The sequence below is a fragment of the Pseudomonas sp. NFACC24-1 genome (genome assembly GCF_900115235.1).
Lineage (GTDB): Bacteria > Pseudomonadota > Gammaproteobacteria > Pseudomonadales > Pseudomonadaceae > Aquipseudomonas > Aquipseudomonas fluorescens_AA.
On sequence record NZ_FOVS01000031.1, the window covers coordinates 19,580 to 43,971 of the forward strand.

Genomic DNA, 24,392 nt, shown 5'->3' on the forward strand with positions numbered 1-24,392 from the left:
CGCGAGCAAGCCCGCTCCCACAGGGATGTGTGGCGGGCCTGAGACTGAGTCAGATCAGAAATGGTACTTGAGCAAGAAGCTGGTGTTGCTCTGGTTGGTCTTGAACCCTTCGCTGTCTTCGATCCCGTATTTGTTCTTCCAGTAGTCATACTCCACGCCCACATACAGCTGCTTGGCGCCAAGCTTCAAGGCCTTGCCCAGGTCATATTTGATCTGCGGGTTGATGTGCAGGTTGGCGTGGTAGGTGCCCTTGTCGTTGGTGTCGTTGTCCACCACCCAGTCGATGAAACCGTCGATCAGGATGTCGGAAGAACCCACCGGTACGGTGTAGGCCCAGGCCGGGGTGATCTGCCAGACGTTGTCGCCGGCGCGCGGGCCTTCGGTCTGGCGGTTGTAGAAGTTCAGCTGGAAGTAGTCGAAGCCGGGAATCGCCAGGTCGAAGCCCGGGCCGATCAGGTAGGACTCGTTGTCGCCTTCACCGAATTCATAGGTCATGGCCAGCAGCACATCCTTGATCGGACCCAGTTCCAGCTTCTGGTCGAAGATCTTGCCGAACGACAGGCGTGGGCTGAACTCGCCGTAGTAGGTATTCGGGCCGGACTGGCTGTCGTCCTGGCCGTTGTAGAAGATCCGGTCGAGGAAGAAGAAGTTGTCCCCGTATTTCCAGGCATCGGCGTGTTCGAAGGTCACGGTCTGCTGGATACGCGGGTTGACCTGGAAATCCTTGCCATACAGGTAGGTCAGGCTGTTGTTCTGCCATTGGAACAGGTCGTCGGCCATCGCCTGGCCTGCGACCAGCAAGGAGCCTGCGAGTATCAGGCTGGTGCACGTACGTTTCATTCGGTTTGCTCCCAAAGGTAAGTGGTACCGCTTTTTTTCAGGTCAGCGCTCTGGTGTGGCGCCTTTTTCCATGGATTGGAAAACATCCGTTCGGTCAGCTTTTTGAGCGTGGCGAATGCTGATAGCAAGCGCTGAGCCAAGTCCGGAAAAAATCGGAAATGGCTTGCCCTGCGGTTTTTTGATCAGTCGGAAAAGCTGTTTTCAGGGGCGCGTCATGTCCGCCAACGCCGCAACAAGTTGGCGGTCTGGTCAGGATCGGAAGGGATTTTGTTGTAGGCCTGCCTCAAACGGCCGCGCAGGATACGGGCTTGCCTCGAAGGGCTCAAGTGCCCTGTAACAGCGCATGGGCGGCGAATTTGGGGCTTGATGGCGGGGCTTGGTCATCGGGTGCTTTCCTCTTGTTCTTATTGTCGAGGCGCAGGCAGTCGCTGACGGGGGACCGGTGGTGTGCCGGTCGACCTGTCAGCGGTATGACGATTAACGGTGTTGGAGCGCGTGGCTCAGTTGGTGCGCGCGCCCTGGTTGATCCACGCGCCGATCAGGTCGCGTTCCTGCTGGGTCATCTGCGTGATGTTGCCCAGCGGCATGATCTGGCTGGTCACGGCTTGGGCCTGGATGCGCGCGGCTTGTTGCTGGATCTGCTGCGGCGTGTCGAACATCACCCCGCCCGGCGCGGCACTGAACAGCGGGCTGGTGGGCTTGGCCGAATGGCAGACCGAGCAGCGTTCCTGGATCACGCTGTGGACCTTCTCGAACGAGGGACCCTGGGCGTTGGCGGCCTGAGTGGGCGCCGAGGCCGGTGCGGCGGGGGCGGTCGCCGGTTTCGCGCCGCCGCCCACTGCCGTTTCCGGCAACGGTTGGTACTCGATCACGCCGGGTGCCTTGGCCACATCCGGTGCGCTGGGCATGGGTTTGGGGCCGGTGACATAAGCCAGGCAGATCATCGCCAGGGCGCCGACCGGCAGCGTCCAGGCAAACCGGTTGCTGTCATGGCGCGTGTTGAAGTAATGCCGCACCAACACTGCCGCCACGGCGATACCGGCCAGGATCAACCAGTTGTACTGGCTGCCGTAGGTGCTCGGGAAGTGGTTGCTGATCATGATGAACAGCACCGGCAGGGTGAAGTAGTTGTTGTGGCGCGAGCGCAGCAGGCCCTTGGCCGGCAACGCTGGATCGGGGGTGCGGTTCTCGGCGATGGCCGCCACCAGCGCGCGCTGGGCCGGCATGATGATGCGGAACACGTTGCCCACCATGATCGTGCCGATGACCGCCCCGACATGCAGGTAGGCACCGCGACCGCTGAACACCTTGCTGAACCCGTAGGCTGCGGCGATCAGCAGCACGAACAGGATCAGGCCGAGCAAGGCAGGGCGCTTGCCCAGGGCCGAGTCGCAGAGAAAGGAATAGACGAACCAGCCGACGAACAACGAGCCGATGCCCAAGGCGACGCCTTCGGGGCCGCTCAGGCCGCTGCCGGGCGCCAGCAGGTAGACGCTCGGGTTCCAATAGAACACCACGCACAGCAAGGCGATGCCTGACATCCAGGTGAAGTAGGCTTCCCATTTGAACCAGTGCAGGTTGTCCGGCATGGACGGTGGTGCAAGTTTGTATTTTTCCAGGTGGTAGATGCCGCCACCGTGGATCGCCCACAGGTCGCCGGCCAGGCCACTCCTGGGGTTGACGCGATTGAGGTTGTTTTCCAGCCAGACGAAGTAGAACGACGCGCCGATCCAGGCCACGCCAGTGATCATGTGAACCCAGCGTACGCTCAGGTTCAGCCATTCCAGCATATGTGCTTCCACAGTCTTTACCTCTCGCCCGTCACGCTTGTCTGCGCGTGATCGGACCTTCTCTTATTGGTGGGGGGCGAGGATTAGAAATTCATCCTCTTGGAAAAAATGCTCATCGCAGTTGTTGCCTGTGCCACTGCGATCAACCACCAGGAAGTCATCCCGCTTTTCGATCGTCAGCACCGGGTGGTGCCAGACGCCGCGATGGTAATTAATGCCCTGCCTGCCGTTGGTGACGAAGGCGCGGACCAAGCCTGATACAGGTGCATCGCCAAGTGGCGCGACCACGATCAGAAAGGGGTTGCCGAGCAGCGGAATGAAGGCCTGGCTGCCCAGCGGATGGCGCTCCAGCATGCGCACGGTCAACGGCATCTCCAGCGCGTCGGCGCGGAAGATGCTGATGATCGCCTGATCGTCCGGCGTAGCGGTTTGCACCGTCGCCAGGCGATGGAAGCGCATGGTCGAACCGTTGTTGATCATGAAGTGATCGCTGCCGTCGGTTTCGATCACGTCACCGAACGGGGCGAAGGCTTCTTTGGTCAACGGTTCGATCTTGAGTGTGCGCATGCTGGTCTTCTTAATCTTTTAGATTTGATCGTTCCCACGCTTTGCGTGGGAACGCCTCACCGGACGCTCCGCGTCCGCTTTGTGACGCAGAGCGTCACGGGATGTATTCCCACGCAGAGCGTGGGAACGATCATGGTGCTACTTCGCTACCTTGCCCAGCACCCGCAGGCGACTCACGCCACCATCCGGGAACACATTGAGGCGGATGTGGGTGATCGGCCCCAGTGCTTTGATCTGCTCGGCGAAGGTGTGCTCGGCGTGCATCTCCAGCTTCTGGCTCGGCAGCAATTCGCGCCAGAACAGCGACTGGGTTTCGATCTGGCTGTCGGTGCCGCCCTTGACGAACGCGCCCTGGATCGAGCAACTGTCGGGGTAGTTGCCTTTGAAGTGCAGGGTGTCGACGATGACTTTCTCGACCTCGCCGGCATGGCCCAGGGCGACGATCACCCAGTCATTGCCCGGGGTACGACGACGGGCGGTTTCCCAGCCATCGCCCATGTTCACGCCACGACCCGGGTTGAGGATATTGCTCATGCGGCCGAAGTGCTCGTCGGAGCAGGCCAGGGCGCGACCACCGTTGAGGGCGGCGGCCAGGTCGATCTGTTCGTTGTCGCCCACGGCCGACCAGTCGCGGTACGGAATACCGTAGACCCGCAAGCGTGCCACGCCGCCATCGGGGTAGATGTTGAAACGCAGGTGGCTGAAGGCCTGGTCGTTGCTGATTTCGTGGTAGTGGTGGCTGTTGCCTTGCAGCTCGACGGCCGACAGCACTTCAGTCCACTGGGTGTTTTCGTCCGGCTCGCCTTCGGTCAGGAAGCAGGCTTCCAGGGAGGCTGATGGTGGGTAGTTGCCGGTGAAGAATGAGGTGTCGATGTCCACGCCCTTGATCGAGCCCGCCACACCCAGGCGGATCACCGCGCTGTCGTAGCCTTCGAAGCGCTTGCGCCGCGATTCCCAGCCGTCCATCCACTTGCCGTTATCATCGAACACGCCCTCCTTCCACACGGCCGGGGTCGGCTGGAACAGGCGGTTGGCGTCGGCGAACCAGTCATCGGTGACCGAGATGATCTTGGTGCCCAGGCGGGCGTCGGCCAGGTTGACGAACTTCTCGAAGGGTACGGCGTAAGCTTTCATTCTTCTTGTCTGCCTTTAAATAAGTTGGCTGGGGATGCTTGCAGGTTCCAGGGTTCAGGACTGCTCGCTAAAGGGTCAGTAATCGGAACAACGCGATCTTGTTGATCTCTGCCAGGGCGCATTTGAATTCGGCGTCTGCCGAGTGATGGATGCGCGTTTCGAACGCCGCGAGGATCTGGTGCCGGTTGCTGCCTTTTACCGCCATGATGAAGGGAAACTTGAACTTGGCCTTGTAGGCGTCGTTCAGCTCGGTGAAGCGTTGAAACTCTTCGGCCGTGCATTGGTGAATACCGGCGCCGGCCTGTTCGTTCGTGCTGGCTTCGGTCAGTTGGCCCTGGACGGCGGCTTTGCCGGCCAGGTCCGGGTGGGCGTTGATCAGCGCCAGTTGGCTGGCGTGATCGGCGCTCAACAGGATGTCGCTCATGCGCTGGTGCAGGGTCTCGATCTCGTCGATCGAGGGATCCTGGCCCAGGTCAAACGCCTTTTCGGCGACCCAGGGCGAGTGTTCGTAGATATCGGCAAAAGCCCGGACGAAGGCTTCACGGCTCAAGGTGGAAGGCTTGAGGGTCTGGAAGGCGGTCATTTCGAGGCTCCTGGATTCGAAGCCCCTTGGTACGGGTGGGCCTGCTGCCAGTGGCGGGCGATATCGACACGACGGCTGAACCAGACGTGTTCATGGCCTTTGACGTATTCGAGGAAGCGCTTGAGGGATGCCAGGCGCGCAGGGCGGCCGATCAGCCGGCAATGCAGCCCGATGGACAGCATCTTCGGCGCCTCGGCACCTTCGGCATACAGCACGTCGAAAGCGTCCTTGAGGTACTGGAAGAAATCGTCACCCTTGTTGAAACCCTGCACCTGGGTGAAGCGCATGTCGTTGGTGTCGAGGGTGTAGGGAATCACCAGGTGCGGCTTGCCGTTCGGGGTGTTCGGTTCCCAGTAGGGCAGGTCGTCGTCGTAGGTGTCGCTGTCATAGAGGAAACCGCCTTCCTCCATCACCAGCCGGCGGGTGCTCGGGCCGGTGCGGCCGGTGTACCAGCCCAGCGGGCGCTCGCCTGTGATTTCGGTGAGGATGCGGATCGCTTCGAGCATGTGCTCGCGCTCCTGGGCCTCATCCATGTATTGGTAGTCGATCCAGCGATAGCCGTGGCTGCAGATTTCGTGACCGGCGGCGACCATGGCGCGAATCACGTCCGGATGCCGTTGGGCGGCCATGGCCACGGCGAAGATGGTCAGCGGGATGTCGAACTCCTTGAACAGCTTGAGGACCCGCCAGACACCGGCACGGCTGCCATACTCGTACAGCGATTCCATGCTCATGTTGCGTTCGCCCTGCAGCGGTTGCGCAGCGACCATCTCCGAAAGGAACGCCTCGGATTCCTTGTCGCCATGCAGGACGTTACGCTCGCCACCTTCTTCGTAGTTGAGCACGAAGGACAAAGCGATGCGGGCATTGCCCGGCCATTGGGGATGGGGAGGGTTATTGCCGTAACCGATCAGGTCGCGTGGGTAGTCAGCGCTCACTGCAGTTTTCCTTCTTGTTCGAACCATGTGGGTGGCGCCCTGATGATGAAATACAGGCTGGCGTCACGACGATGGATTGATTGTATACAACTTTATGCGCGATTTGTAAGCCTGATTTTCTGCATTTTTCACTGCTGCCCCTGGCTTGTCTACACTGCAAGAAACCTGCCCACTTGGTCAGTGAATCGTCAGGAGGATCTTGTATTCATTTGGTTTGCTTGAGGCCGAGGCCGGCGTGCCGATGCGCAGCCCATGGGCTGAATGTTTATTTTTTATTGTGTACAATTTTCTTTTAAAATGTCTTAATTATCTCATCGCCGTGGCGTTTCGTGCTCCGAAACGGTGCGGCCTGTCTTTCAACTGATTCAGGAGGCGTCGTGCCGGACTGCCCCGCAGCGAGGCGCGCACAAGCAATGGGACGTTTGACTACTCACGTTTTGGATGCTGCACATGGCTGCCCGGGCAACGCGATCAAGATCGAGTTGTACCGGGTGGAGGGCTCGCAATTGCAGCTGGTCGCCAGCGCGCAGACCAACAGCGATGGCCGTTGTGATGCACCGTTGCTGCAAGGGGAGGACTACCGTTCGGGCGTCTATCAATTGCAATTTCACGCTGGCGATTACTATCGCGCCCGCGGCGTGCAACTGCCCGATCCGGCGTTTCTGGATGTGGTGGTGCTGCGCTTCGGTATTTCGGCCGAGCAGGAGCATTATCACGTGCCCCTGCTGATTTCGCCCTACGCCTATTCCACCTATCGAGGCAGTTGATCCCCCAAGCAGCTGCCTCTCCTGGAAGCGACTGCGCATGGCGCTTCTTTGGTTTTCGCCCGCTCACACTGCGGGCTTTTTTTGCCGCCAGCCTACAGCCTGGCGTTGTCATCCCGAATGATAAAGACAGTGTCCGCGTAACCAGGCCGGATCTGTGAACCGCCCTTTAGCCAGATGATTTTGCCGGCCTGATGGGCGTCCTTGACCGCTTGTGCGGCAGCGTCGCCGACCTGGGTCTCCAGATTGATGCCGGTGGTGTTGGGATTCATGTGGGTGGGCAGGGAGAGTTTCGGCATGCGAGTGCGATGCAGGCTCATGAAAAATACATACTCATGCCCGGTGCGCCGAAACACCAGCGCCGGAAAACTGTTGAAACTGTTGGGCTCCATGACCGTGTAGCCATTGCGCGTCAGGATGCCGGCCATAAAGCGCTTGAGGTCCATCGGCGAGTAGGTCGACATGAAGAAATTCCACTCTCGCGGGAACCGTAGGGGGTCGAAATCCAGCCGATCCAGTCTCCCCGTCGAGGTGGAAATGGGCAGGTCTATCGAACGCGAAGCGCTCGTGATCCCTGAAGAGGTCGGGAGCACGGGCAGCATCAGCAAGGGGTCGGTCCATTGCGGATGGGGCGAGGGAACGGCGTTTTTCCAGCTATGGAAGATCTGCCTCAGTGCGGTCAGGCCCGCAGCGTCGGCGATTAAAGAGCTGTTGGCGAGTTCGAACTGCCTTCTGGCGATATTTTCCAGGGTGACGGTGGTGACCTCGGGAAACACTTCCCTGACATAGGCCGTCAGCGGTTTCTCGAAGGGAAGCCTGGCATCGATCTCCCAATGGTTGTCCGGCGGCACGCGGATTACGCTTCGGGGCTGCTCGTCCGGGGTATGCCTGAGGATGGCTTCCAGCAGGTCAAAATCATAGGCGGGATGGCCAGGTTGCTGGATGTAGGCAATGGGGTAGTCCCGTGCGTCGACACGTGTCACCCGCTTATAGTGAACGTCGCCGATGGTGATGAAGGCCGGCAGGGTGAGCTTTGGCTCGACCCCCCATTCCTTGCGAAAAACCGGGGTGGTCTCCACTGCGACTTCGCTGGAGGGTGGCGCCGTGCGCTGGCGCTTGGGCGCGGGCCCTTCCAGAGGATCATCGTCCGGCACGTTGTAGCGGGTAATGGTGAGCGTGGAGTCGCTGCCGTGGGAAACCTGCCGCCACAGCAGGCTGCCTTCGACTTGTTCCAGGCGGGGCCCGGACGCAACGAGCTCAGCGCTTGAGCGCGCCCGGTAGTTTTGGTCGGCATCGCGCCCCAATAGCACCGTCCCACCTTCGGCAAGTTTGACGTAAGTCCGGGTCCTGAATGTCTGGATCCCGGAGGTCGGGTCCGGGTCCGACAGCATGGGAATCAGCTCGGGGGAAAGGTAATAATTGTCCAGCGATAGCGAGGCGGGCACATGGGCGATGGCGGCCTGGGAGGTGAGTTCCGCTACCTGGACCACCGTGGGCTGGGCGTCAGCGGCTTCGGTTTGTCGCCCAGGCGACGGGCCGGGCGACGAATCGCTGTCATCGACCCTGATGGGGCTCCTGGGCAAGCTTTCGGGTGTGGTATCGCGACTGCCGTGGGGCGTATCGGGAGGCGAAGTTGGAACGTTGGGGCGGGTGTTTTTTCTTGGGCTCATTGACGTTTGCGCTCTTGAATTTGAAAAGTATGGGCAATGACTACGTCGCCGCCCGTCGTGTGGATTGACGGGCAACGCGCTGAAAGATGTTCTTGGAAAATCAACGGGCGGGTGCACTACATATGTATTGCATCTGCAAGAGATGTTCGCAGTCATTTCTCAGGACTAGGTCTGTCCGGAGACGATCTCGCCTGGGGAGAGCAGCCAACGCCAATGAGGAAGTTCCAGGCCAAAAGTCGGGCTCAGCGCGATGGCCTGCGCAAGCATCAGTGACTTGTTCAACGTCGTGCCTTCGACCCATTTCACGCAATGTTCGCGCAACAAGCGCAGCGCCTCGTCGTCCAGGGGTGGGTTCTGGCTGAGCCCTTCGCGAGCCAGGTCCTGATAAAGACTGAGATGGTGATCGCACAAATTGGTTTTTCTTAGGCTCGTTGCGGCGATGACCCGGGATTCATCGGTATCGAGGGTCCACCGGCGCGCCTTGAGGTGATAACTCAGTGAGCCGGGCGAGCCATCTTTGAGCGCCATGTTGGAGACTCTCAGTTGTGCCGATGCTAACCGTGACAATTCGTGGGGCAGGGCGGCTTCGGGATCGACCGGGGGCGAGAAGTACCGGCCGTCCAGTGCCGTTACATAGACGCGCTCGAACAGGCTGTCCACTGCATGGACGACACCCTGGGCCGTGATGACGCGTATCTGGTCGACGAGGTCGTCCTCTGCGTAGGCGGGTAGATGAAGGATCGTCGTGCCTACCTGCAGCAGGTTATTGGCCAGTTTGATCTCGACCTCCCCGAGGCGGGTGGCGTCGAGTTCCCAAGTGGATGCCTGGGGCAGTCGGGGATTGGCGCCAGCCAGTGCGCCTGGCGTGGTCAGCCGCAGTGTCATGCCCGGGCTCAGGTGGACAAGGTACGTGGAGCCTTGGCCTGTCAGCACTTCGATACCGGTCTGCTCAACGGCGGGCGTGAGCATCGCGCAGGTGGCCTGGCTGCCCATGGGATGGGGCTTCTTATCCAGGGGCTGGAGAAACGCGTAGTGCTTTCTGGTGGGCGTGAGTGAAAGGGGGGCTTGTGTCTTCCATTGCACCGGATCCTTGTCGATGAATCCCTTATCCAGCAACCGCGCGGGGTCGGGGGTGGGGATGGCCAGGCGGTAGGAGGCGCCGTCGCGCAGGATCAGGATAAACGTGTGCTGCGAATCCAATGCGGAAAACGCACGTCGCCCGGTGGTCTTTGTCCGTGCGCTGTAGCGCTCATCGGAACGGGCCAGGTTGTTCAGGACGACACGGCGACTGCCAAAATCCAGGGTGAGACCGCACTCACCATATTTCACCGTGTCCCCTCCGTCTTCCTGGATGACATAGGCGTTGTAGTGAGCTTCGACCCGGGTCAGTTCGCTATGGGCATAGTCCAGGTGAAGCGTGGTGCAATACTCACTTTTCTGCCTCACCTTGAGCGTGGTGAATTCAATCAACCGGGAAACGTAGTAGCTCGTGTCCTTATCGTGGGCCACCCAGCGCTCGCTTCGGTCATTGAGGATGGCCGGGTTCCGGGGAATGCCGTGTTGCACCATGACCGCTTCAATGACGAGGGGGCTGTCGTGCTCCAGCGTCTCCGGCAGGTCTGGCATCCAGTGGAAGCCGTCCTTTGTCGTGAAGGTCAGGCGGTTGTTCTGTAATGCTCTTGGATAGTCCGTATCGGCATAGACATTGTTGAGGGTGACTTTGCGTGACTCCCAGTCATTGCCATCGAAGCACGACGTGATCACCAGGTTGCCCTGCTCGATCACCCAGCTTTCAATCAGGTCGGCGCGCCAGTCCAGGGAAATGACGCTGCTGCCCATGCCGTCCTCGGTGATCGATACGTGGCCGGGTTTGTGGGCGATGACGTAGGCATCGTCCCCGGGCCCGCCGTCGGCGTTGCGGTTGTTGCCGCCGAGAATGAAGATCCGGTCGTCTCCCGCGCCGGCCTCGATGAGATCGTTGCCCCGGGACTTGATGATGTTCGCGCCGGCGCTGCCCTTGATGACATGGGTGCCGCCCTCAAGGATTTCCACATGTTCGATGCCTTCAAGAAGCGCGTGGCGATACTGTCCGCTTTCGCTCTTGGGAGCTTCCTGAGTGATGATGGCTGCCTGCCCCGCCTCCAGGTCGATGTGATAACCCAGTCGCGGCACCTGGCCATGGCCGGAATTGCCGGCCAGTATCAACGTGTCGTTACCCGAGCCGCCTACCAGCCGGTTCGGCGCAGGTACTTCGTCTCCCGGGGCAATGGATGTCGAGCCTTCGAAAACGAATACATCGTCTTTCGCGCCGCCCCTCAGTCGCTTGACGCCTGAGCCGTAGTGGAAAACGTTCGGCTTGTTTTCAACCCCGAAAATCGTGTCGTTGCCGCCACCGATATACCAACGGATGCCTTTGTGCTCAGCCGCCGCTTCGATGACTGCGCCAGGGGTTTCGAGCGTGACGCCTTGGCGGGCATCGATCCAGTCATCGCTGTCCTTGATTTTCGGGCGCGCGTTCGTTGCCTGATACTTTTCGCCGGTCCACCAGTTCCAGGTGTTGTAGGTCACTTGCTCGAGTTCCACGGTGAATCGACCGTTCACGATCGCCTCGGTGCTGTCTTTCAACGGGCCCTTGAGCAAGTTCAAGGCGTTGGCCCGCAGTTGCCTGGTGTGTTCGGCGGTCGCCTTGGCGAGGGTGTAGCGCTCCTGGATATCGTCGTCAGGGCTGATTGTCCAGAAGGCGAGCCAACCCGTTCGCAGGCGCTCGTGGGCGCTGAGGGTTATGTAGTCGTCGATCTCATCGACCTGGCGAATCGCCCCCCAGACCTGTGACCCGACCACCAGGATAAGCCCGGCGGCAAGGCCCACCGGACCGGCTGAACTGAAGCCCGCCAGAGCGGCCATGCCGATGGTCAGGGTCATCGCGGCGCTGGTGACGCTCAAGGCGGCACTGACGTAATGATCGGTGGCCGCTTTGCCACTCGCGTTGGCGGCGGCCTTGAAAGCGTCAACTGCAGAGACGATATCGAAAGGCAGGGTCAACACGCTGGCAATCAGCCCGCTTCCCCGGGCCAGTCGAGTCGCGAAGGTGGTTTTCGCGAAATCCCCCAGGGAGCGCTGACCGGCCCGGATCATTTGCGTGGCTTGTCGGGTCACCAGCGCTTCGACGCCCAAGGAAGCCACTTCGGCGGCCACGCTGGCGCCGTTGAACAGGGTCTGGTAATCGTCCTTGTTGCGGATGGCGTCTTGCAGGCCGCGCAGGCCGCTGTAGATTCCGAAGGCCTGGAGCCCCAGGCCGGTGGGGATGAGGATCTGGCTTTTGGTCTTGTTTACCCAGCTCAGTGACGTCTGGGCAAACTGATGAGGGTCGAGGCCCTGCGCAGACTTCAGGAGTTTTTCCAGGATCTTGTGGTAACTGCCCGCTTCAGTCTGTACTGCAAGGTTTGCTCTTAATAACGGGCGTGCAGAGCGTGAGCGTTGGCTGGCTATTTCAAAAAGCAATGTCGGCAGGCGATAGTCGTTTGCATCGGCGGTCAGTTTTATATGGGTTTCGACATCCGCTGCATTGAACTGCAGTGAGTCCAGGAAAAAACGACTGGCGATGCGAAAGAAACTGTTTTCACCGTTCAATACCTGACCGTCAGTGGTTGCACCCAGCGCATTCAGGGCGGAGCGGGTCACGGCTACGGAGCCGATCTGGAGCGGGCCGTAAAGTTTGTCGACGACTTCGAGTTGGGCTTGCCGGTGCTTGTGTTCCGGATTGAGTCGCGCTTGATCGGCGACTTTGAAGTCGAGCGTCTCGATCGTATGCTCATTGGCCTGAAAGACAATATCGCTAATGACGACTCCCCGGTCGTCAGCAGCGGGAGAGGGCGTTATAAGTTGGGCCATTGTGAACTTCCTTGTTCAACGACGTTTGAATTGGCCCTCTATGTAAGGTGTTTTCCCGAGTGCTGTATATCGATGGGTTGTTGCGATGTTTTGCGAATGCCGCACACAAAGGCATTCGCAAAGCCGAGGGCTCAGTGGGCGGACATTAAGGAAGCTGCACCCGCGCCGCCAAACAGACCCGCGCTGATCCGGTTGAACCAGCTCTGACCTTTGCCCGTACGCAGATACCGGGCCGCGCCGTGGGCGCCGAGGCCGTAGGCCAGCTTGCAGATCAGGTCGAGTACGGTCCAGGTGGCGATCATGATCAGCAGTTGCGGCAGGAAAGGTTGTTCGGCGCTCAGGAACTGCGGCAGGAAAGCGGCAAAGAACAGGATGTCCTTCGGATTGCTGGCGCCCAGCACGAACGCCCGGCCGAACAACGCGCGGAAACGTGGCACTGCGGCGGCCTGGGGCACTTCGGCGCCTTGGGCAGGTTGCCGGGATTGTTGCCAGCTCTGCCAGGCCAGGTAGAACAGGTACAGGGCACCGACGATCTTCAGGGCGCTGAACAATTGCTCCGATGCCAGCAACAACGCACCGAGTCCCAGCGCCGAAGCGCTCAGCAGACAGATCGACGCGACCACCCCGCCGAGGAATGCCGGGTACGAGCGGCGCAGGCCATAGTTCAGGCTGTTGCCGATCATCAACAGCGACAGCGGGCCGGGGATGAGGATCACCACCAAGGCGGCGCCACTGAACAACAGCCAGGTTTCCAGATTCATTGCTTTGCTCCTGATGGACAAAAGCCTCACCCAAGGGTGAGGCGGGGTGGTTACGGTATCGCTTACAAGAAGATGAACTTGGCGATGAAGATCGCGCAGAGCACCCACAGGCTGACGGAGATTTCCTTGTGTTTACCGGTACCGGCCTTGAGCACCACGTAGGTGATGAACCCCAGGGCGATACCGTCGGCGACCGAGAACGTCAGGGGCATCATGATGGCCGTGACGATGGCTGGAATGCTGTCGGTCGGTTCGTCCCATTCGATGTGGGCCATGCCGCCCATCATCAGCATGGCCACGTAGATCAACGCGCCGGCCGTGGCATAGGCCGGGATCATCCCGGCCAGCGGTGCGAAGAACATGGCGGCAATAAATAGCACACCGACGGTCACGGCGGTAAGCCCGGTGCGGCCACCGGCGGCCACACCGGCGGCACTTTCGACGTAGCTGGTCACCGGCGGCACACCGACCATGGCACCGAATACGCTGGAGGCGCTGTCGGCTTTCAAGGCGCGGGACAGGTTCTCGATCTTGCCATCGGCTTTCACCAGCCCGGCCCGCTGGGCGACGCCCATCAAGGTGCCGGCGGTGTCGAACATGTGCACGAACAGGAAGGCCAGCACCACGCTGATCATGCTGACGTTGAACACACCGGCCACGTCCATCGCCATCCAGGTCGGGGCCAGGCTGGGCGGGGTCGACATGACGCCGTTGTACTGCACCAACCCCAGCCCCCAGCCGGCCAGGGTCACGGCGATGATGCTGATCAGGATCGCCCCGAACACGCGGTGATAACTGAGCACGGCGATCATCAGGAAGCACACGGCAGCCAACAGCGGACCGGGCTCACGCAACGAACCGAGCTTGATCAGGGTGGCGGGGCTGTCGACGATGATCCCGGCGGTTTTCAGGCCGATCAGCCCGAGGAACAACCCGACCCCCGCGCCCATGGCGAACCGCAGGCTTACTGGAATGCTGTTGAGCAGCCATTCGCGCACCCGTGACAGGGTCAGGATCATGAACAGCACACCGGAAATGAACACCGCGCCCAACGCGGTTTCCCAGTTGTAGCCCATGGTGCCGACCACGGTGTAGGTGAAGAACGCGTTCAGGCCCATGCCCGGTGCCAGGCCCACCGGCCAGTTGGCGTACAGGCCCATCAGCAGGCAGCCCAGGGCGGCGGCGATGCAGGTGGCGACGAAGGCGGCACCGTGATCGATGCCGGCGTCGGCCATGATGTTGGGGTTGACGAAGATGATGTAGGCCATGGTGATGAAGGTCGTCAGGCCGGCAATCAGCTCGGTCTTCACCGTGGTGCCATGCAAGCTGAGTTTGAAGATGCGTTCCAGCCAGCCACTGCGTAGTGGCGGCGAGAGGTCCAGCGTCCGGGCTTCGGGTTTGCGGCTTTCCACAGCGAGTACTCCTCAAGAGTCTTATTGTTATTTCCAGCACCGCAAACGCCCTGGGGGGCTGCGATGCGCTGAGGCAGGTAAGGCTGGCGAAGTATGTTGACCTTTTGGTCAGGAACTCGCACGAAGCGAATTATGCTTTTGTATACAAATAATGCAAATAATGTTTTCTGTGTTGTCGACGAAATGTCTGGCGATAGGGATATATCGCCCTTGCGGGCGCTATCGCGAGCGAGCTCGCTCCCACAATGGGCTGTGGTGAATGCAAGATTTGTGTCTGGCGACGTCCACCCTGTGGGAGCGAGCTTGCTCGCGATAGCGTCGGATCAGACGCCTTCAGTCGCCAGACTTGCCCAGTGCCAGGTTCACCGCCAACCACCCATTCACCGCCGCCTCCCCAGCCTCGGCAAACACCCGCTCCAGCAATTTTACCTGCTCACGCCGCAACGCCTGCTCGAACCGCTCGCCCTCGGTCGTCAGTTCCAGCAGCCGCTTACGCTTGTCGGTCTCGGACGCGACGCTGTTCACCAAGTGCATTTCCATCAACTGCCGCAACGGCATGTTCAGCGCCTGCTTGCTCACCCCGAGCAGCGCCAGCAATTCCTTCACGCTCAGGGACGGGTAGCGGGCGATGAAAAAAACGATGCGCTGGTGGACCCGACTCAACCCACGGCGTTCGAGCATTTCATCGGCCTTGGCGGTGAACGCCTGGTAACCGAAGAAAAACGCTTCCATGGCCATTTGTTGGGAGGTCGGGTTTTTAAGGTCAATCATATTGACGTATCCAGAGAGGTCGGAGTAATTTCGGTCAATCAGTTTGACTCATTCTTCCAGCGACCCGCTACAGGTGACCCCCCCATGGCTTTTTCCGAACGTGTCTCGCGCCTCAAAAGTTCTTTGATTCGAGAAATCCTCGCGGCGGCGCAGCGCCCTGAAGTGATGTCGTTCGCCGGCGGCCTGCCGGCCGAAGCCATGCTGCCGAAGGTGGAATGGACGGCCATGCCGTTGTCCATGGGCCAGTACGGCATGAGCGAAGGCGAACCGGCCCTGCGCGAAGCCCTGGCGGCCCAGGCGCGGGGGCTGGGTGTGGCCTGTGAGGCGAGTCAGGTGTTGGTGGTCAGCGGCTCCCAGCAAACTCTCGACCTGGCGGCCAAGCTGCACATCGACGTGGGCACTGAAGTGATGCTCGAAGCGCCGACCTACCTGGCGGCGTTGCAAATCTTCCAACTGTTCGGCGCCGACTGCATCACCGTGCCCCTGGAGGCCGACGGCCCCGACCTGCACCAGTTGCGGGCCCGCCTGGAGCAGCATCGGCCAGCGTTCATCTACCTGATTCCGACGTTCCAGAACCCCTCGGCGGTGCGCTACAGCGAAGCCAAGCGCGATGCCGTGGCGGCGCTGCTGGACGAGTTTGGCGTCACCCTGATTGAGGACGAACCCTACCGCGAGCTGACGTTCGATGGCGGCAGTGCCACGCCGATCGTCAGTCGCTTGAAGAAGGCCAGTTGGATCTATACCGGTACCGTGTCGAAAACCCTGTTGCCGGGACTACGAGTAGGCTACCTGATCGCCAGCCCGGATTTGTTCCCGCACCTGCTGCGGCTCAAGCAGTCGGCGGACCTGCACACCAACCGCATCGGTCAGTGGCAGGCGCTGCAATGGATCGGTACCGAACAGTACCGCAGCCATTTGAGTGAACTGAGGGATTTCTACCGGGACCGTCGCGATCGGTTCCAGGCGGCGTTGCAAAAGCATTTCTCTGATATCGCGGACTGGAACGTGCCCCAGGGCGGGTTGTTTTTCTGGCTGACCCTCAGGCAACCGCTGGACACCCGCACCTTGCTCGCTGCCGCGCTGGCGGCCGACGTTGCGTTCATGCCGGGGGAGCCGTTCTTCCCGGAGCCGGACCAGCATCCGGGGCACTTGCGCTTGAACTTCAGCCACATCGACCCGGCGCGGCTGGATGAAGGGCTCAAGCGGTTGGCGGGAGTGGTGCGGGAGGCGTTGGCTGCAAAAGCGGCTTGATATCAAGGGCTTTGTGGTGGCTGTCCGGGCCTCATCGCGAGCAAGCTCGGCTCCCACAGTGGACCTTCCCCTGTGGGAGCCGAGCTTGCTCGCGATGGGGCCAGTAGTCACAGTAGAAATTGTCAGGCTGCAGAGAACCGCTTATCCAGATACTCAATGATCACCTTGGAGTCATACATCCAGGTGGTCTCGCCATTCTCTTCGATACGCAGGCACGGCACTTTGATCTTGCCGCCTTGTTCCAGCAGCGTCTGGCGATCCTGCGCGTTGTTTTTCGCATCGCGCAGGGCCACCGGCACATTGAGGCGGCGCAACGTGCGGCGGGTCTTCACGCAGAACGGGCAGGCGTGGAATTGATACAGCGTCAGGCTGCGGGCGGCCTGGTCGACCTGTGCCTGGGCCTCGGTCGGGCGCTGTTTCTTGCTTGGGCGAGTGATGAAGTCGATGAGGATGATGAGCTGGCCCAGGCCAACTCGAAGCGCTTTGACGATCACGGTATTCAGCCTCGCGGCGGGGAAGAAGAGGGCGCGCAGCTTACCTGATTTTTCACCGGCGAAAAAAAACCGGCGATGCACGCCGGTTTTTTCTTGGGGCGGGTTACTTGATGAGGCTGAGGAATTCGCTGCGCGTGGCGGCGTTTTCCCGGAACTCGCCGAGCATCACCGAAGTGATCATCGAGGAATTCTGCTTTTCCACACCGCGCATCATCATGCACATGTGCTTGGCCTCGATCACCACCGCCACGCCCAGGGCGCCGGTCACTTGCTGGACCGCGTCGGCGATCTGGCGGCTGAGGTTTTCCTGGATCTGCAGGCGCCGCGCATACATGTCGACGATGCGGGCGACTTTCGACAACCCCAGCACCTTGCCGCTGGGAATGTAGGCCACGTGGGCCTTGCCGATGAAAGGCAGCAGGTGGTGTTCGCACAACGAGTACAACTCGATGTCCTTGACCAGCACCATCTCGCTGTTATCGGAGCTGAACAAGGCACCGTTGGTGACTTCTTCCAGCGTCTGTTCATAACCGCGGCAGAGGTACTGCATGGCCTTGGCAGCGCGCTTGGGCGTATCGAGCAGGCCCTCGCGGGAAACGTCCTCGCCGAGTTGGCCGAGAATCGCGGTGTAGTTCTGTTCCAGTGTCACAGAGGCTGATTCCATAAGGGTTTCAGGAGGGTACTTGTTCTGTCTGTACCAATTTTGTACCAATCGAGCGTTTCGATTCTGCCCAGGCCATCCAGTCGGTACCGGAGACCCACAGGGCATAGGTCGACAGCAACTGACGCTTTGACCAAGCTGAGAGGCAGTGATTGCAGGGATTAATACCCGCCGTGTTGCACATGGTAGCTTAAGTGTGACGGCAGTTGTATGGCCGGCGGGCGCGAAGCTGCAATCCGGTCGATGCTGTCCTGAGGTCTCGGTTGACCGTACCGGCCTGCTTGGGTTGAGGAGACAAATCTATTTCAAGGCTGATAGCATTACGCTACCTCTTGCCCTCATCTCAGGAACGGAATCCATGCTTAAAAGAACCTGTGCGCTGGCCCTGTCCATGGTCGCCATTCTCTCGGGAACGCAGAATGCAGCCGCAGCGGACAACCTGTTTAAGGATTACGCCTACGATTCGCCGATCACTAAATACACCGAGGCGGACGGTTATTACGATTGCACGACGAGCCCAGATACTAAATCGAAATGTATCGAATTAGCTTTTATTGAACATAAGTTCACTGCGTCGTTAGTTTTTAAAAACGATAAGCTTTCGATGGTTTCGCTGCTTTCACCGCTGGATCGTGAGTTGTTTTTACGTGCCATGACTGCCGTGAAGAAGAACTTTGAAATGGTAGTGATCAGCGACGGTAAGTCTCTTCTGGATGTGCTTCAAGTACTGGGCAAGTCGGCGAACGTCCAAGAGGCAGCCCATCAGATGACTGATTATGAAAGCGCAGCTTTGAATGCGGGTAATATCATTTACACTTTCATTGAAAACGATTTCCCGATTGACGGTGCAAGGGATTTTCGTCGTCTGGTGGAAATGGCGCCAGATAATGTGAGGACTGCGGATTTCATCGTCAGTGGCGTGGGTAACGATGCGTATATGATTCTAAAGTTCTCCCTTCCCAAGCTTGACCAAAAAAAGCTTGAAAAGCAGGTCAATAAGCCAGTCGAATCATTTTGAAGCGTGTATGAGAAAACTTAAGCCCCGCAATTGCGGGGCTTTTCATTGAGGGCTTCATTGCCAGGAGGGATCGCCTACGCTTAACCTGTTCGCTAAATTACCTAGCTCACTCCAATCAGTGCTCGAATATCCGACGGGCATAAGTCGAAATTAACATCTGGACGCTGTGCCCTAGCTGTGTAGCAATAAAAGCAGGGTTCATGCCCGCCATGACGCACAGGGTTGCATAGGTGTGTCGACACTTATATAACCGGTGGATGCGGATGTCGAATTCGCTCAGTGGCGCCTGGAAATGCTTGTCGGTGACACTGGACAGCTGGATGAACTCAAAATTCTTCGTAGGAGGGAAAATACAGGGTGACTTCGCCTGCTTCCTACGGCTCTGTTTCGCCTATCGACTTATTATCTGGTTAGCTCCCCAATCCAGTGGTGCGTAATTGGTACAAGGCAATATCAAGGTGCTGCCGGATTCTCACCACCCAGCCCCCAACGCATTTGTGCGGAGGACTCGGGAAGGAACTGCCAATCGGTGCATAAAGTTGTTCGCATCTTTTTTTGGAGCCACTCTTCGAGGTATGCTTTTTCTATCTTTTTAAGATCGAGATTTGATTTTAGTTGTTGGTATTCCGGGTAAAACTCAGGAGGGAGGATGTGAGGCTTGAGATCGTGGAGATTTGAAAAGGAGATCATTCCCTTCGGAGCTTTTACCCATAATGTATGACCGCCATTGGTTTTTGCTTTGTGGTTTATGTTGATCTGCATGTTGTCCCAGCTGAGTTTTTTTTCTATTCGCGTAAATGCCTCGGCAAAAAAAAGTTCGGCGAAGCTTTTTCCCGTGAGGCGACTTCCGGCATTACAGGATACAAGGACAATTTTTAGTGGGCGCATCAGGTCCAAACCACGCTTGATAAGGTGGTCAAGTAGCTCGGATGGTGTTTTTCCTGATAACAGATTGTCACCTGAGGAGCTATGTCCAAGTATATAGAGCTTCTCTTCCGGTCCGAGCTTTGCCAGCGGAGTCCCTTCGTCAGCAACCATTATTCCTCGGGAGGCCGTACCGAGTTTGATGTTGAATTTTACTCTTTCCGAAAACAAAAATTCTTTTTTCTGCATGGACTTAACCCCGATTTTAAGGGTTTCGTCTTTTTCATAGCTACCACCACCATTAGGGACAGTGTCATCGGTAATCGGAATAATCATAGATACTCCATTTTTACTTCTTGCCAGGCTACTGACAAGCGACAGTGAGGGCATTGTATTCTCGGGTTGCAAGCATTCTTCAAGGATACAGAAACCGACGACGCTGCAATTTCTCGGTGCTTTAATCTTGTTTTTTCAGTGTGGTAATGCTTGCTTGGAACTCTTTCTTGCCCGCGATTGTCGAGTGAGTGTGTTTGACCGCATCATAGATTTCAAGTTCGAAGCTTACGGTATCACCGGGCTGGAGCATGACAGAGTCTATTCCTGTCGCGGCAGGTGACCCGTTGACTAAAAACTCCCAATAAAGAAATGGCGCCGAGGATGAAATGAATGAATCGTATGTCTCATTAATCATCATGACCAAATACCCAAGATTGCCCCCGTAGTATTGCAGTGCATAGGTAAATACGCTGGTGTTGTTGATTATGTTATAGGCCCCTTCCAACGCCTGTTGTGCGTTCATGCCTGAGGACCAAGGTACCGTTGCGCTAGGCCCCCCCACCACGGATACGGTTACCGATTGTGTTGTGCTCATAGATTGCTGATCCTTGTGCCATGTAGATCCAACGTTGCGAAAAGCGCACGATGCTGATCGGCTGCACCGAAGCGAAAGCGATATTGAATCTGAACATAGTTCATGGTTTTGACGCTGTCGACGCGGATGGGCACAAATACATGCTGGGTAAATTTTCTTACCTCTAACGACCAGGCAGAACCCACCCTACATAGCGGTGTAATTCTGTTCCAGAGACATGAAGCAACCTGTGGGATTTTTCGCAAAGGGCTGGGGGCGGCAGCGGACACGGCGCTGCAAGCCCGGCAGACGAAGGCTATTCGTCGCGGCCTTCCATCATGGTGCGCTTGAGCATCACGTAGACCGCCCCGGCGCCACCGTGTTTCGCCTGGCAGGAGGTGAAGCCCAGCACTTGCGGGTGCTGGCGCAACCAGGTGTTGACGTGGCTCTTGATCATCGGTCGCTTGCCATCCAGGCGTACGGCTTTGCCATGGGTGACGCGCACGCAGCGGATTTCGAATCGGGTGGCTTCGGCCAGGAACGCCCAAAGGGTTTCCCGGGCCTTTTCGACGCTCATGCCGTGCAGGTCGAGGCTGCCTTCGAAGGGGATCTGGCCGACCTTCAGCTTGCGCATCTGGCTTTCCTGGACACCGTCGCGTGCCCACATCAACTCGTCTTCCGGCCCGACGTCGATCACGAACTGATCGGACAGTCCGTCCACGGTCGTGGCGTCGGTGCGCACGGTGGCGGCCTGGCGCAGCTTGGCGATTTGCGCGCGATCGGCCTTGGGCTTGCCGGTCTCGGCACGGTCGTGCTTGATCGGTTTTACGCCCTGGATCGCACTTTTGAACAGGGAAAAGTCGTCGTCTTGCATGTCAGCCTCCGCGAAGCCGACCAGTTTACCCAACTCTGGCGGGATCAGGCGCGACAAAACGTCGGGTGGCGGATCAGTCGTGCTTTTTCATCAGGTGTGGAGCCATGGCCAGCTCCAGGGATTGGCGGGCGCGACGGCGGCAGCGGCGCCAGAGCCAGACGCCCAATAGCAATACGACAAGACCGGCTGCCAGGATGATCGCCGAACCCAGCGGGGTGGCATTCAACTCGCCCAGTGCGGGTGGACGGCCCAGCAGGCTGGCCGCACCGGCCATGGCCAGCAGGACACCGAGTGTTGCCAGGAGCGCAGCGATCGCCGCGCCAAAACGAAAACGCCAGTTGCTCGGGCCCTTGGGCCGCAAGCGACGTGCGTCAAAACCATCGGATAACTTCATTCCGACCTTCCTCAATGGGTATCGGCCCTTCGACCGGAAGATATTCGGGTTGTTCCTGAAGGTAGGGCAATTGCGGCAAACGAGAGGCTTTTGCGGATGAGCGGCAGGACGGGCCGCTCATCAAGGCGCATCAGATGAAGTCGCGGGTCAAGGCCAGGGTGGCGAAGTTGTCGGCCATGATCGCCATTTCGGTCTGCTGCACGTGTTCGGCGCTGAGGACGCCGCCCTTGTAAGGCAGGTCGCGGGTGGCGCAGGCGTCCTCCACCAGGGTGCAGCGAAAGCCCAGGTTCTTGGCGGCACGTACGGTGGTGCTGACACTGGAGTGGCTCATGAACCCACACACGATCAGGTCCAGGGGGCCGAAATCTTCCAGGCGCTTTTTCAGTTCGGTGCCGTGGAAGGCGCTGGGTAGCAACTTTTCGACCACGGTTTCGTCGCCCTGGGGTTCGAGGCCGGAAATGAATTCCCCGCGTTCGCCTTGTGGATCGAACAGCCCGCCATGGGTGCCCAGGTGGCGCACATGCACGATCGGGCGACCGGCTGTACGGGCCGCGCCGAGCAGTTGCTTGATGTTCGCGACGGCTGCATCCATGCCGCTCAGGGCCAGGGGCCCTGCGAGGTATTCCTTCTGGGCATCGATGATGATCAAGGTCGCTTGACTCAGATTGGCCGCTGCGTAACCACGGCCGCTGAGTTGAAACATCGTTTTTGGAACGGACATTCTGGGGCTCCTTCGAGTGGGGCTTTTGCGACATTGTCCTCTGGCTGAGCGGTTCTGTGAATCGCTTCCATCGCAAGGGCCGCCGTTGCTGGCCTACAGCCTTGTCAAGATGCTCGTCCTGTTCAATAGATAGTGCAAAAAAGGGATAAATCCTACGATTGGTCCGGAGCTTTTCGTTCGTCATCAAGGCGTGTTTGGGTGGGGCCGCGTTTGGCTGGTAGACTCGCCCGTCGATTTTTCTGGAGTTTGCCGCCGTGATCACTTCCCGTCTCCGTACCCTGCGCGACCACATCCGTTGGGCCGTCAGCCGTTTCCATGGGGAGGATCTGTTTTTCGGCCATGGCACCGACAATGCGTGGGACGAAGCCCGGCAACTGGTGTTGGGCGCGTTGCACCTGCCGTGGGAAATTGCCGATAGCTATCTGGACTGCCGTCTTGAAGACGAAGAGTTGGTCCATGTGCAGCGTCTGCTGCGTCGGCGTATTGCCGAGCGCATTCCGGCGGCTTACCTGTTGGGTGAGGCCTGGTTCTGTGGAATGTCGTTCATCGTCGATGAACGCGTGCTCATTCCGCGCTCGCCCATCGGTGAGCTGATCGAAAAGCGTTTTGAGCCTTGGCTGGGCCAGGCGCCGGCACGGATTCTCGATTTGTGCACCGGTTCCGGCTGCATCGGCATTGCCTGTGCCTATGAATTCCCGGAGGCCGAGGTGGTGCTGGCCGACCTGTCGTTCGAAGCACTGGAAGTGGCCAACCAGAACATCGAGCGCCATGGCGTCGATGAGCGCGTGTTCACCGTCCAGGGCGATGGTTTCGACGGTTTGCCGGGGCAGCGTTTCGACCTGATCGTGTCGAACCCACCCTACGTCGATGCAGAAGACTTCGCCGACATGCCGCAGGAATACCAGCACGAACCGGAGCTGGGCCTGGCCTGTGGCGATGATGGCTTGAACCTGGTTCGCCGGATGCTGGCCGAGGCGGCCGATCATCTGACCGAGAAGGGGTTGTTGATTGTCGAGGTCGGCAACAGTCAGGTGCACGTCGAGGCGCTGTACCCTGAAGTCGATTTCGCCTGGCTCGACTTCGAGCGCGGCGGCCATGGCGTGTTCATGCTCAGCGCCGAGCAGTGCCGCCAGCACCAGGGGTTGTTCGCTTCGCGGGTTTGATCAGATCGACGGTGAGTGGCTTTTGTGGCGAGGGGATTTATCCCCGTTGGGCGGCGTAGCAGCCCCCGCAACTTTCCTGATACACCGCGTGGGCAGGTTTGGGGGGCGCTTCGCACCCCAGCGGGGATAAATCCCCTCGCCACAGGGTTGTGGAGTAAGCCGAGCCGCTGACAATCAGTGCCGCGTCGCAATCCAGATCAGCAATCCCGCCTGGAACATGGCAAACGCCACCAGGCAGGTGATGGTGAAGCGCAGGCCGGCGTCTTCGCGCTTGAACTTGGTGACCTTTTCTTCCTGCTGCTTGAGTTTGACTTCCTGTTCCGCCAGGTTCTGCTCGGCTTGCTGCAGCATCTGCGCGGCTTCAAGGATGGTCACGAACTGCAGCTTTTCGGTGTTCCAGTCCCCGACCAAATCGCCAACCTGGGCCGGCTTGATGCTGCCCTTGAGGTGCTGGGCGTCGGCGTAGGCCACCTCGAAACCCTGGGCCTTGAGAAAGCGGTCGCGGCGCAGGCGAGTGTCTTCGTTGAGGGCGTCCTTGTTATCCAGGTCGGAACCCTCGACCCGATAGGCCGACCAGCGTTTCTTGGCCCAGGTAATGCCTTGGGCCGCGAGGAAACGGCCGATGCCACGGTTCAACGGCTCGATTTGCAGATTTTCCGGCGAAAAGAACAGGCGTTTTTCGACGTGGTCGGCCCAGACATCCAGGTGATTCTGTTCCTTGCGCACCCGCTGGTTCGGCAACTGGATGCTCATGCGCAGCAGGCTGCGTTCCTTGCTGTGGCGCTCGACATAGCTGAACTCGACAAACCGCAGCGGCCGCACACCGGTGGCGCGGTCGGTCTTGAGCGGCGCCAGGCGGAGCATTTTGTGATGCTCGGTATGCACGTCGGCCCACGGCAGTTCCACCGCAGACGAGGCGGGGGCTTCGGCGGCGGTGTCGGGGGAAGCTTGAGTTTCAGTCATAACGGCAAAATCCTGTCC

At 59.2% G+C, this 24,392-nt stretch carries 23 protein-coding genes; 4 read left to right on the forward strand and 19 right to left on the reverse strand.

Translation table 11 applies throughout. The features are described from left to right. Positions 1-54: 54 nt before the first annotated feature. From BM317_RS23595 to puuE, 6 genes are all read right to left on the reverse strand, one after another. A complete protein-coding gene (locus tag BM317_RS23595) occupies positions 55-840 on the reverse strand; it encodes an outer membrane protein OmpK (RefSeq protein WP_092171125.1) in 786 nt (261 codons plus the stop codon). A gap of 500 nt (positions 841-1,340) precedes the next feature. Next, a complete protein-coding gene (locus BM317_RS23600) occupies positions 1,341-2,642 on the reverse strand; it encodes a urate hydroxylase PuuD (RefSeq protein ID WP_092171121.1) in 1,302 nt (433 codons plus the stop codon). Positions 2,643-2,693: 51 nt separating this feature from the next. After that, complete coding sequence (locus tag BM317_RS23605; protein WP_092147750.1) at positions 2,694-3,197, reverse strand: ureidoglycolate lyase; 504 nt, start codon at positions 3,195-3,197, stop codon at positions 2,694-2,696. 138 nt (positions 3,198-3,335) lie between these two features. Next, entirely contained in the window at positions 3,336-4,331 is a 996-nt protein-coding gene (gene alc, locus BM317_RS23610; protein WP_092171116.1) for an allantoicase, read from the reverse strand. A gap of 67 nt (positions 4,332-4,398) precedes the next feature. After that, entirely contained in the window at positions 4,399-4,914 is a 516-nt protein-coding gene (uraD, locus tag BM317_RS23615) for a 2-oxo-4-hydroxy-4-carboxy-5-ureidoimidazoline decarboxylase (RefSeq protein ID WP_072406513.1), read from the reverse strand. Next, on the reverse strand, positions 4,911-5,852 hold the full coding sequence (gene puuE / locus BM317_RS23620; RefSeq protein ID WP_092171113.1) for an allantoinase PuuE: 942 nt from the start codon (positions 5,850-5,852) through the stop codon (positions 4,911-4,913). The genes uraD and puuE overlap by 4 nt, the downstream gene beginning before the upstream one ends. Before the next feature lie 413 nt (positions 5,853-6,265). Between puuE and uraH the strand changes: the two genes are divergently transcribed. Then, a complete protein-coding gene (uraH, locus tag BM317_RS23630) occupies positions 6,266-6,619 on the forward strand; it encodes a hydroxyisourate hydrolase (RefSeq protein ID WP_092171104.1) in 354 nt (117 codons plus the stop codon). Between the two features lie 92 nt (positions 6,620-6,711). Here uraH and BM317_RS23635 read toward each other — a convergent pair whose 3' ends face one another. From BM317_RS23635 to BM317_RS23655, 5 genes are all read right to left on the reverse strand, one after another. Continuing rightward, positions 6,712-8,286 (reverse strand): hypothetical protein, encoded by a 1,575-nt coding sequence (locus tag BM317_RS23635; RefSeq protein ID WP_139236060.1) that lies wholly within the window; start codon positions 8,284-8,286, stop codon positions 6,712-6,714. 165 nt (positions 8,287-8,451) lie between these two features. Then, on the reverse strand, positions 8,452-12,177 hold the full coding sequence (locus BM317_RS23640) for a calcium-binding protein (RefSeq protein ID WP_092476485.1): 3,726 nt from the start codon (positions 12,175-12,177) through the stop codon (positions 8,452-8,454). Between the two features lie 131 nt (positions 12,178-12,308). After that, positions 12,309-12,938: a LysE family translocator gene (locus tag BM317_RS23645; RefSeq protein WP_092171006.1), complete on the reverse strand. Its 630-nt coding sequence runs from the start codon at positions 12,936-12,938 to the stop codon at positions 12,309-12,311. Positions 12,939-13,000: 62 nt separating this feature from the next. Beyond that, positions 13,001-14,350 (reverse strand): NCS2 family permease, encoded by a 1,350-nt coding sequence (locus tag BM317_RS23650; protein ID WP_092171002.1) that lies wholly within the window; start codon positions 14,348-14,350, stop codon positions 13,001-13,003. A 333-nt stretch (positions 14,351-14,683) separates the two neighbouring features. Further along, complete coding sequence (locus BM317_RS23655; RefSeq protein ID WP_092170998.1) at positions 14,684-15,121, reverse strand: MarR family winged helix-turn-helix transcriptional regulator; 438 nt, start codon at positions 15,119-15,121, stop codon at positions 14,684-14,686. Between the two features lie 84 nt (positions 15,122-15,205). On the opposite strand from BM317_RS23655, the gene BM317_RS23660 reads away from it, so the two are divergent. Then, positions 15,206-16,372, forward strand: a complete 1,167-nt coding sequence (locus tag BM317_RS23660) for an aminotransferase-like domain-containing protein (RefSeq protein ID WP_092170994.1) — start codon at positions 15,206-15,208, stop codon at positions 16,370-16,372. 122 nt (positions 16,373-16,494) lie between these two features. Here BM317_RS23660 and BM317_RS23665 read toward each other — a convergent pair whose 3' ends face one another. Then, positions 16,495-16,866: a glutathione S-transferase N-terminal domain-containing protein gene (locus BM317_RS23665; protein ID WP_092476506.1), complete on the reverse strand. Its 372-nt coding sequence runs from the start codon at positions 16,864-16,866 to the stop codon at positions 16,495-16,497. Positions 16,867-16,969: 103 nt separating this feature from the next. Next, positions 16,970-17,515: a GTP cyclohydrolase I FolE gene (gene folE, locus BM317_RS23670; protein WP_010456659.1), complete on the reverse strand. Its 546-nt coding sequence runs from the start codon at positions 17,513-17,515 to the stop codon at positions 16,970-16,972. 160 nt (positions 17,516-17,675) lie between these two features. Here folE and BM317_RS23675 point away from each other — a divergent pair, with 160 nt between their 5' ends. Then, positions 17,676-18,545, forward strand: a complete 870-nt coding sequence (locus tag BM317_RS23675) for a hypothetical protein (protein WP_139197876.1) — start codon at positions 17,676-17,678, stop codon at positions 18,543-18,545. A gap of 453 nt (positions 18,546-18,998) precedes the next feature. Here the strand turns inward: BM317_RS23675 and BM317_RS23685 are convergent, their stop codons facing one another. The 5 genes from BM317_RS23685 to BM317_RS23705 form a co-directional block, all read right to left on the reverse strand. Beyond that, positions 18,999-19,745 (reverse strand): hypothetical protein, encoded by a 747-nt coding sequence (locus BM317_RS23685; protein WP_092170988.1) that lies wholly within the window; start codon positions 19,743-19,745, stop codon positions 18,999-19,001. A gap of 121 nt (positions 19,746-19,866) precedes the next feature. Further along, on the reverse strand, positions 19,867-20,280 hold the full coding sequence (locus tag BM317_RS23690; RefSeq protein WP_092476487.1) for a DUF4430 domain-containing protein: 414 nt from the start codon (positions 20,278-20,280) through the stop codon (positions 19,867-19,869). 295 nt (positions 20,281-20,575) lie between these two features. After that, positions 20,576-21,133, reverse strand: coding sequence for a Smr/MutS family protein (locus BM317_RS23695; protein WP_053146321.1), 558 nt, complete (start codon positions 21,131-21,133; stop codon positions 20,576-20,578). Positions 21,134-21,206: 73 nt separating this feature from the next. Further along, entirely contained in the window at positions 21,207-21,527 is a 321-nt protein-coding gene (locus BM317_RS23700; protein WP_060741130.1) for a hypothetical protein, read from the reverse strand. Positions 21,528-21,657: 130 nt separating this feature from the next. Continuing rightward, positions 21,658-22,248 carry a cysteine hydrolase family protein gene (locus BM317_RS23705; RefSeq protein WP_092170980.1) on the reverse strand — a complete coding sequence of 197 codons (591 nt, stop codon included), beginning with the start codon at positions 22,246-22,248 and terminating at the stop codon, positions 21,658-21,660. A 254-nt stretch (positions 22,249-22,502) separates the two neighbouring features. On the opposite strand from BM317_RS23705, the gene prmB reads away from it, so the two are divergent. Further along, positions 22,503-23,411 (forward strand): 50S ribosomal protein L3 N(5)-glutamine methyltransferase, encoded by a 909-nt coding sequence (gene prmB, locus BM317_RS23710; protein WP_060741132.1) that lies wholly within the window; start codon positions 22,503-22,505, stop codon positions 23,409-23,411. 174 nt (positions 23,412-23,585) lie between these two features. On the opposite strand, the gene BM317_RS23715 is transcribed toward prmB, so the two are convergent. Next, positions 23,586-24,374, reverse strand: coding sequence for a hypothetical protein (locus tag BM317_RS23715; protein WP_060741133.1), 789 nt, complete (start codon positions 24,372-24,374; stop codon positions 23,586-23,588). Positions 24,375-24,392: the final 18 nt, after the last annotated feature.

Coding starts and splice junctions, on each gene's coding strand:
- BM317_RS23595 (WP_092171125.1), bottom strand. CDS start 840: ATGAAACGTACGTGCACCAGCCTGATACTCGCAGGCTCCTTGCTGGTC.
- BM317_RS23605 (WP_092147750.1), bottom strand. CDS start 3,197: ATGCGCACACTCAAGATCGAACCGTTGACCAAAGAAGCCTTCGCCCCG.
- alc (WP_092171116.1), bottom strand. CDS start 4,331: ATGAAAGCTTACGCCGTACCCTTCGAGAAGTTCGTCAACCTGGCCGAC.
- uraD (WP_072406513.1), bottom strand. CDS start 4,914: ATGACCGCCTTCCAGACCCTCAAGCCTTCCACCTTGAGCCGTGAAGCC.
- uraH (WP_092171104.1), top strand. CDS start 6,266: ATGGGACGTTTGACTACTCACGTTTTGGATGCTGCACATGGCTGCCCG.
- BM317_RS23635 (WP_139236060.1), bottom strand. CDS start 8,286: ATGAGCCCAAGAAAAAACACCCGCCCCAACGTTCCAACTTCGCCTCCC.
- BM317_RS23640 (WP_092476485.1), bottom strand. CDS start 12,177: ATGGCCCAACTTATAACGCCCTCTCCCGCTGCTGACGACCGGGGAGTC.
- BM317_RS23645 (WP_092171006.1), bottom strand. CDS start 12,938: ATGAATCTGGAAACCTGGCTGTTGTTCAGTGGCGCCGCCTTGGTGGTG.
- BM317_RS23655 (WP_092170998.1), bottom strand. CDS start 15,121: ATGATTGACCTTAAAAACCCGACCTCCCAACAAATGGCCATGGAAGCG.
- BM317_RS23660 (WP_092170994.1), top strand. CDS start 15,206: ATGGCTTTTTCCGAACGTGTCTCGCGCCTCAAAAGTTCTTTGATTCGA.
- BM317_RS23685 (WP_092170988.1), bottom strand. CDS start 19,745: ATGATTATTCCGATTACCGATGACACTGTCCCTAATGGTGGTGGTAGC.
- BM317_RS23690 (WP_092476487.1), bottom strand. CDS start 20,280: ATGAGCACAACACAATCGGTAACCGTATCCGTGGTGGGGGGGCCTAGC.
- BM317_RS23695 (WP_053146321.1), bottom strand. CDS start 21,133: ATGCAAGACGACGACTTTTCCCTGTTCAAAAGTGCGATCCAGGGCGTA.
- BM317_RS23700 (WP_060741130.1), bottom strand. CDS start 21,527: ATGAAGTTATCCGATGGTTTTGACGCACGTCGCTTGCGGCCCAAGGGC.
- BM317_RS23705 (WP_092170980.1), bottom strand. CDS start 22,248: ATGTCCGTTCCAAAAACGATGTTTCAACTCAGCGGCCGTGGTTACGCA.
- BM317_RS23715 (WP_060741133.1), bottom strand. CDS start 24,374: ATGACTGAAACTCAAGCTTCCCCCGACACCGCCGCCGAAGCCCCCGCC.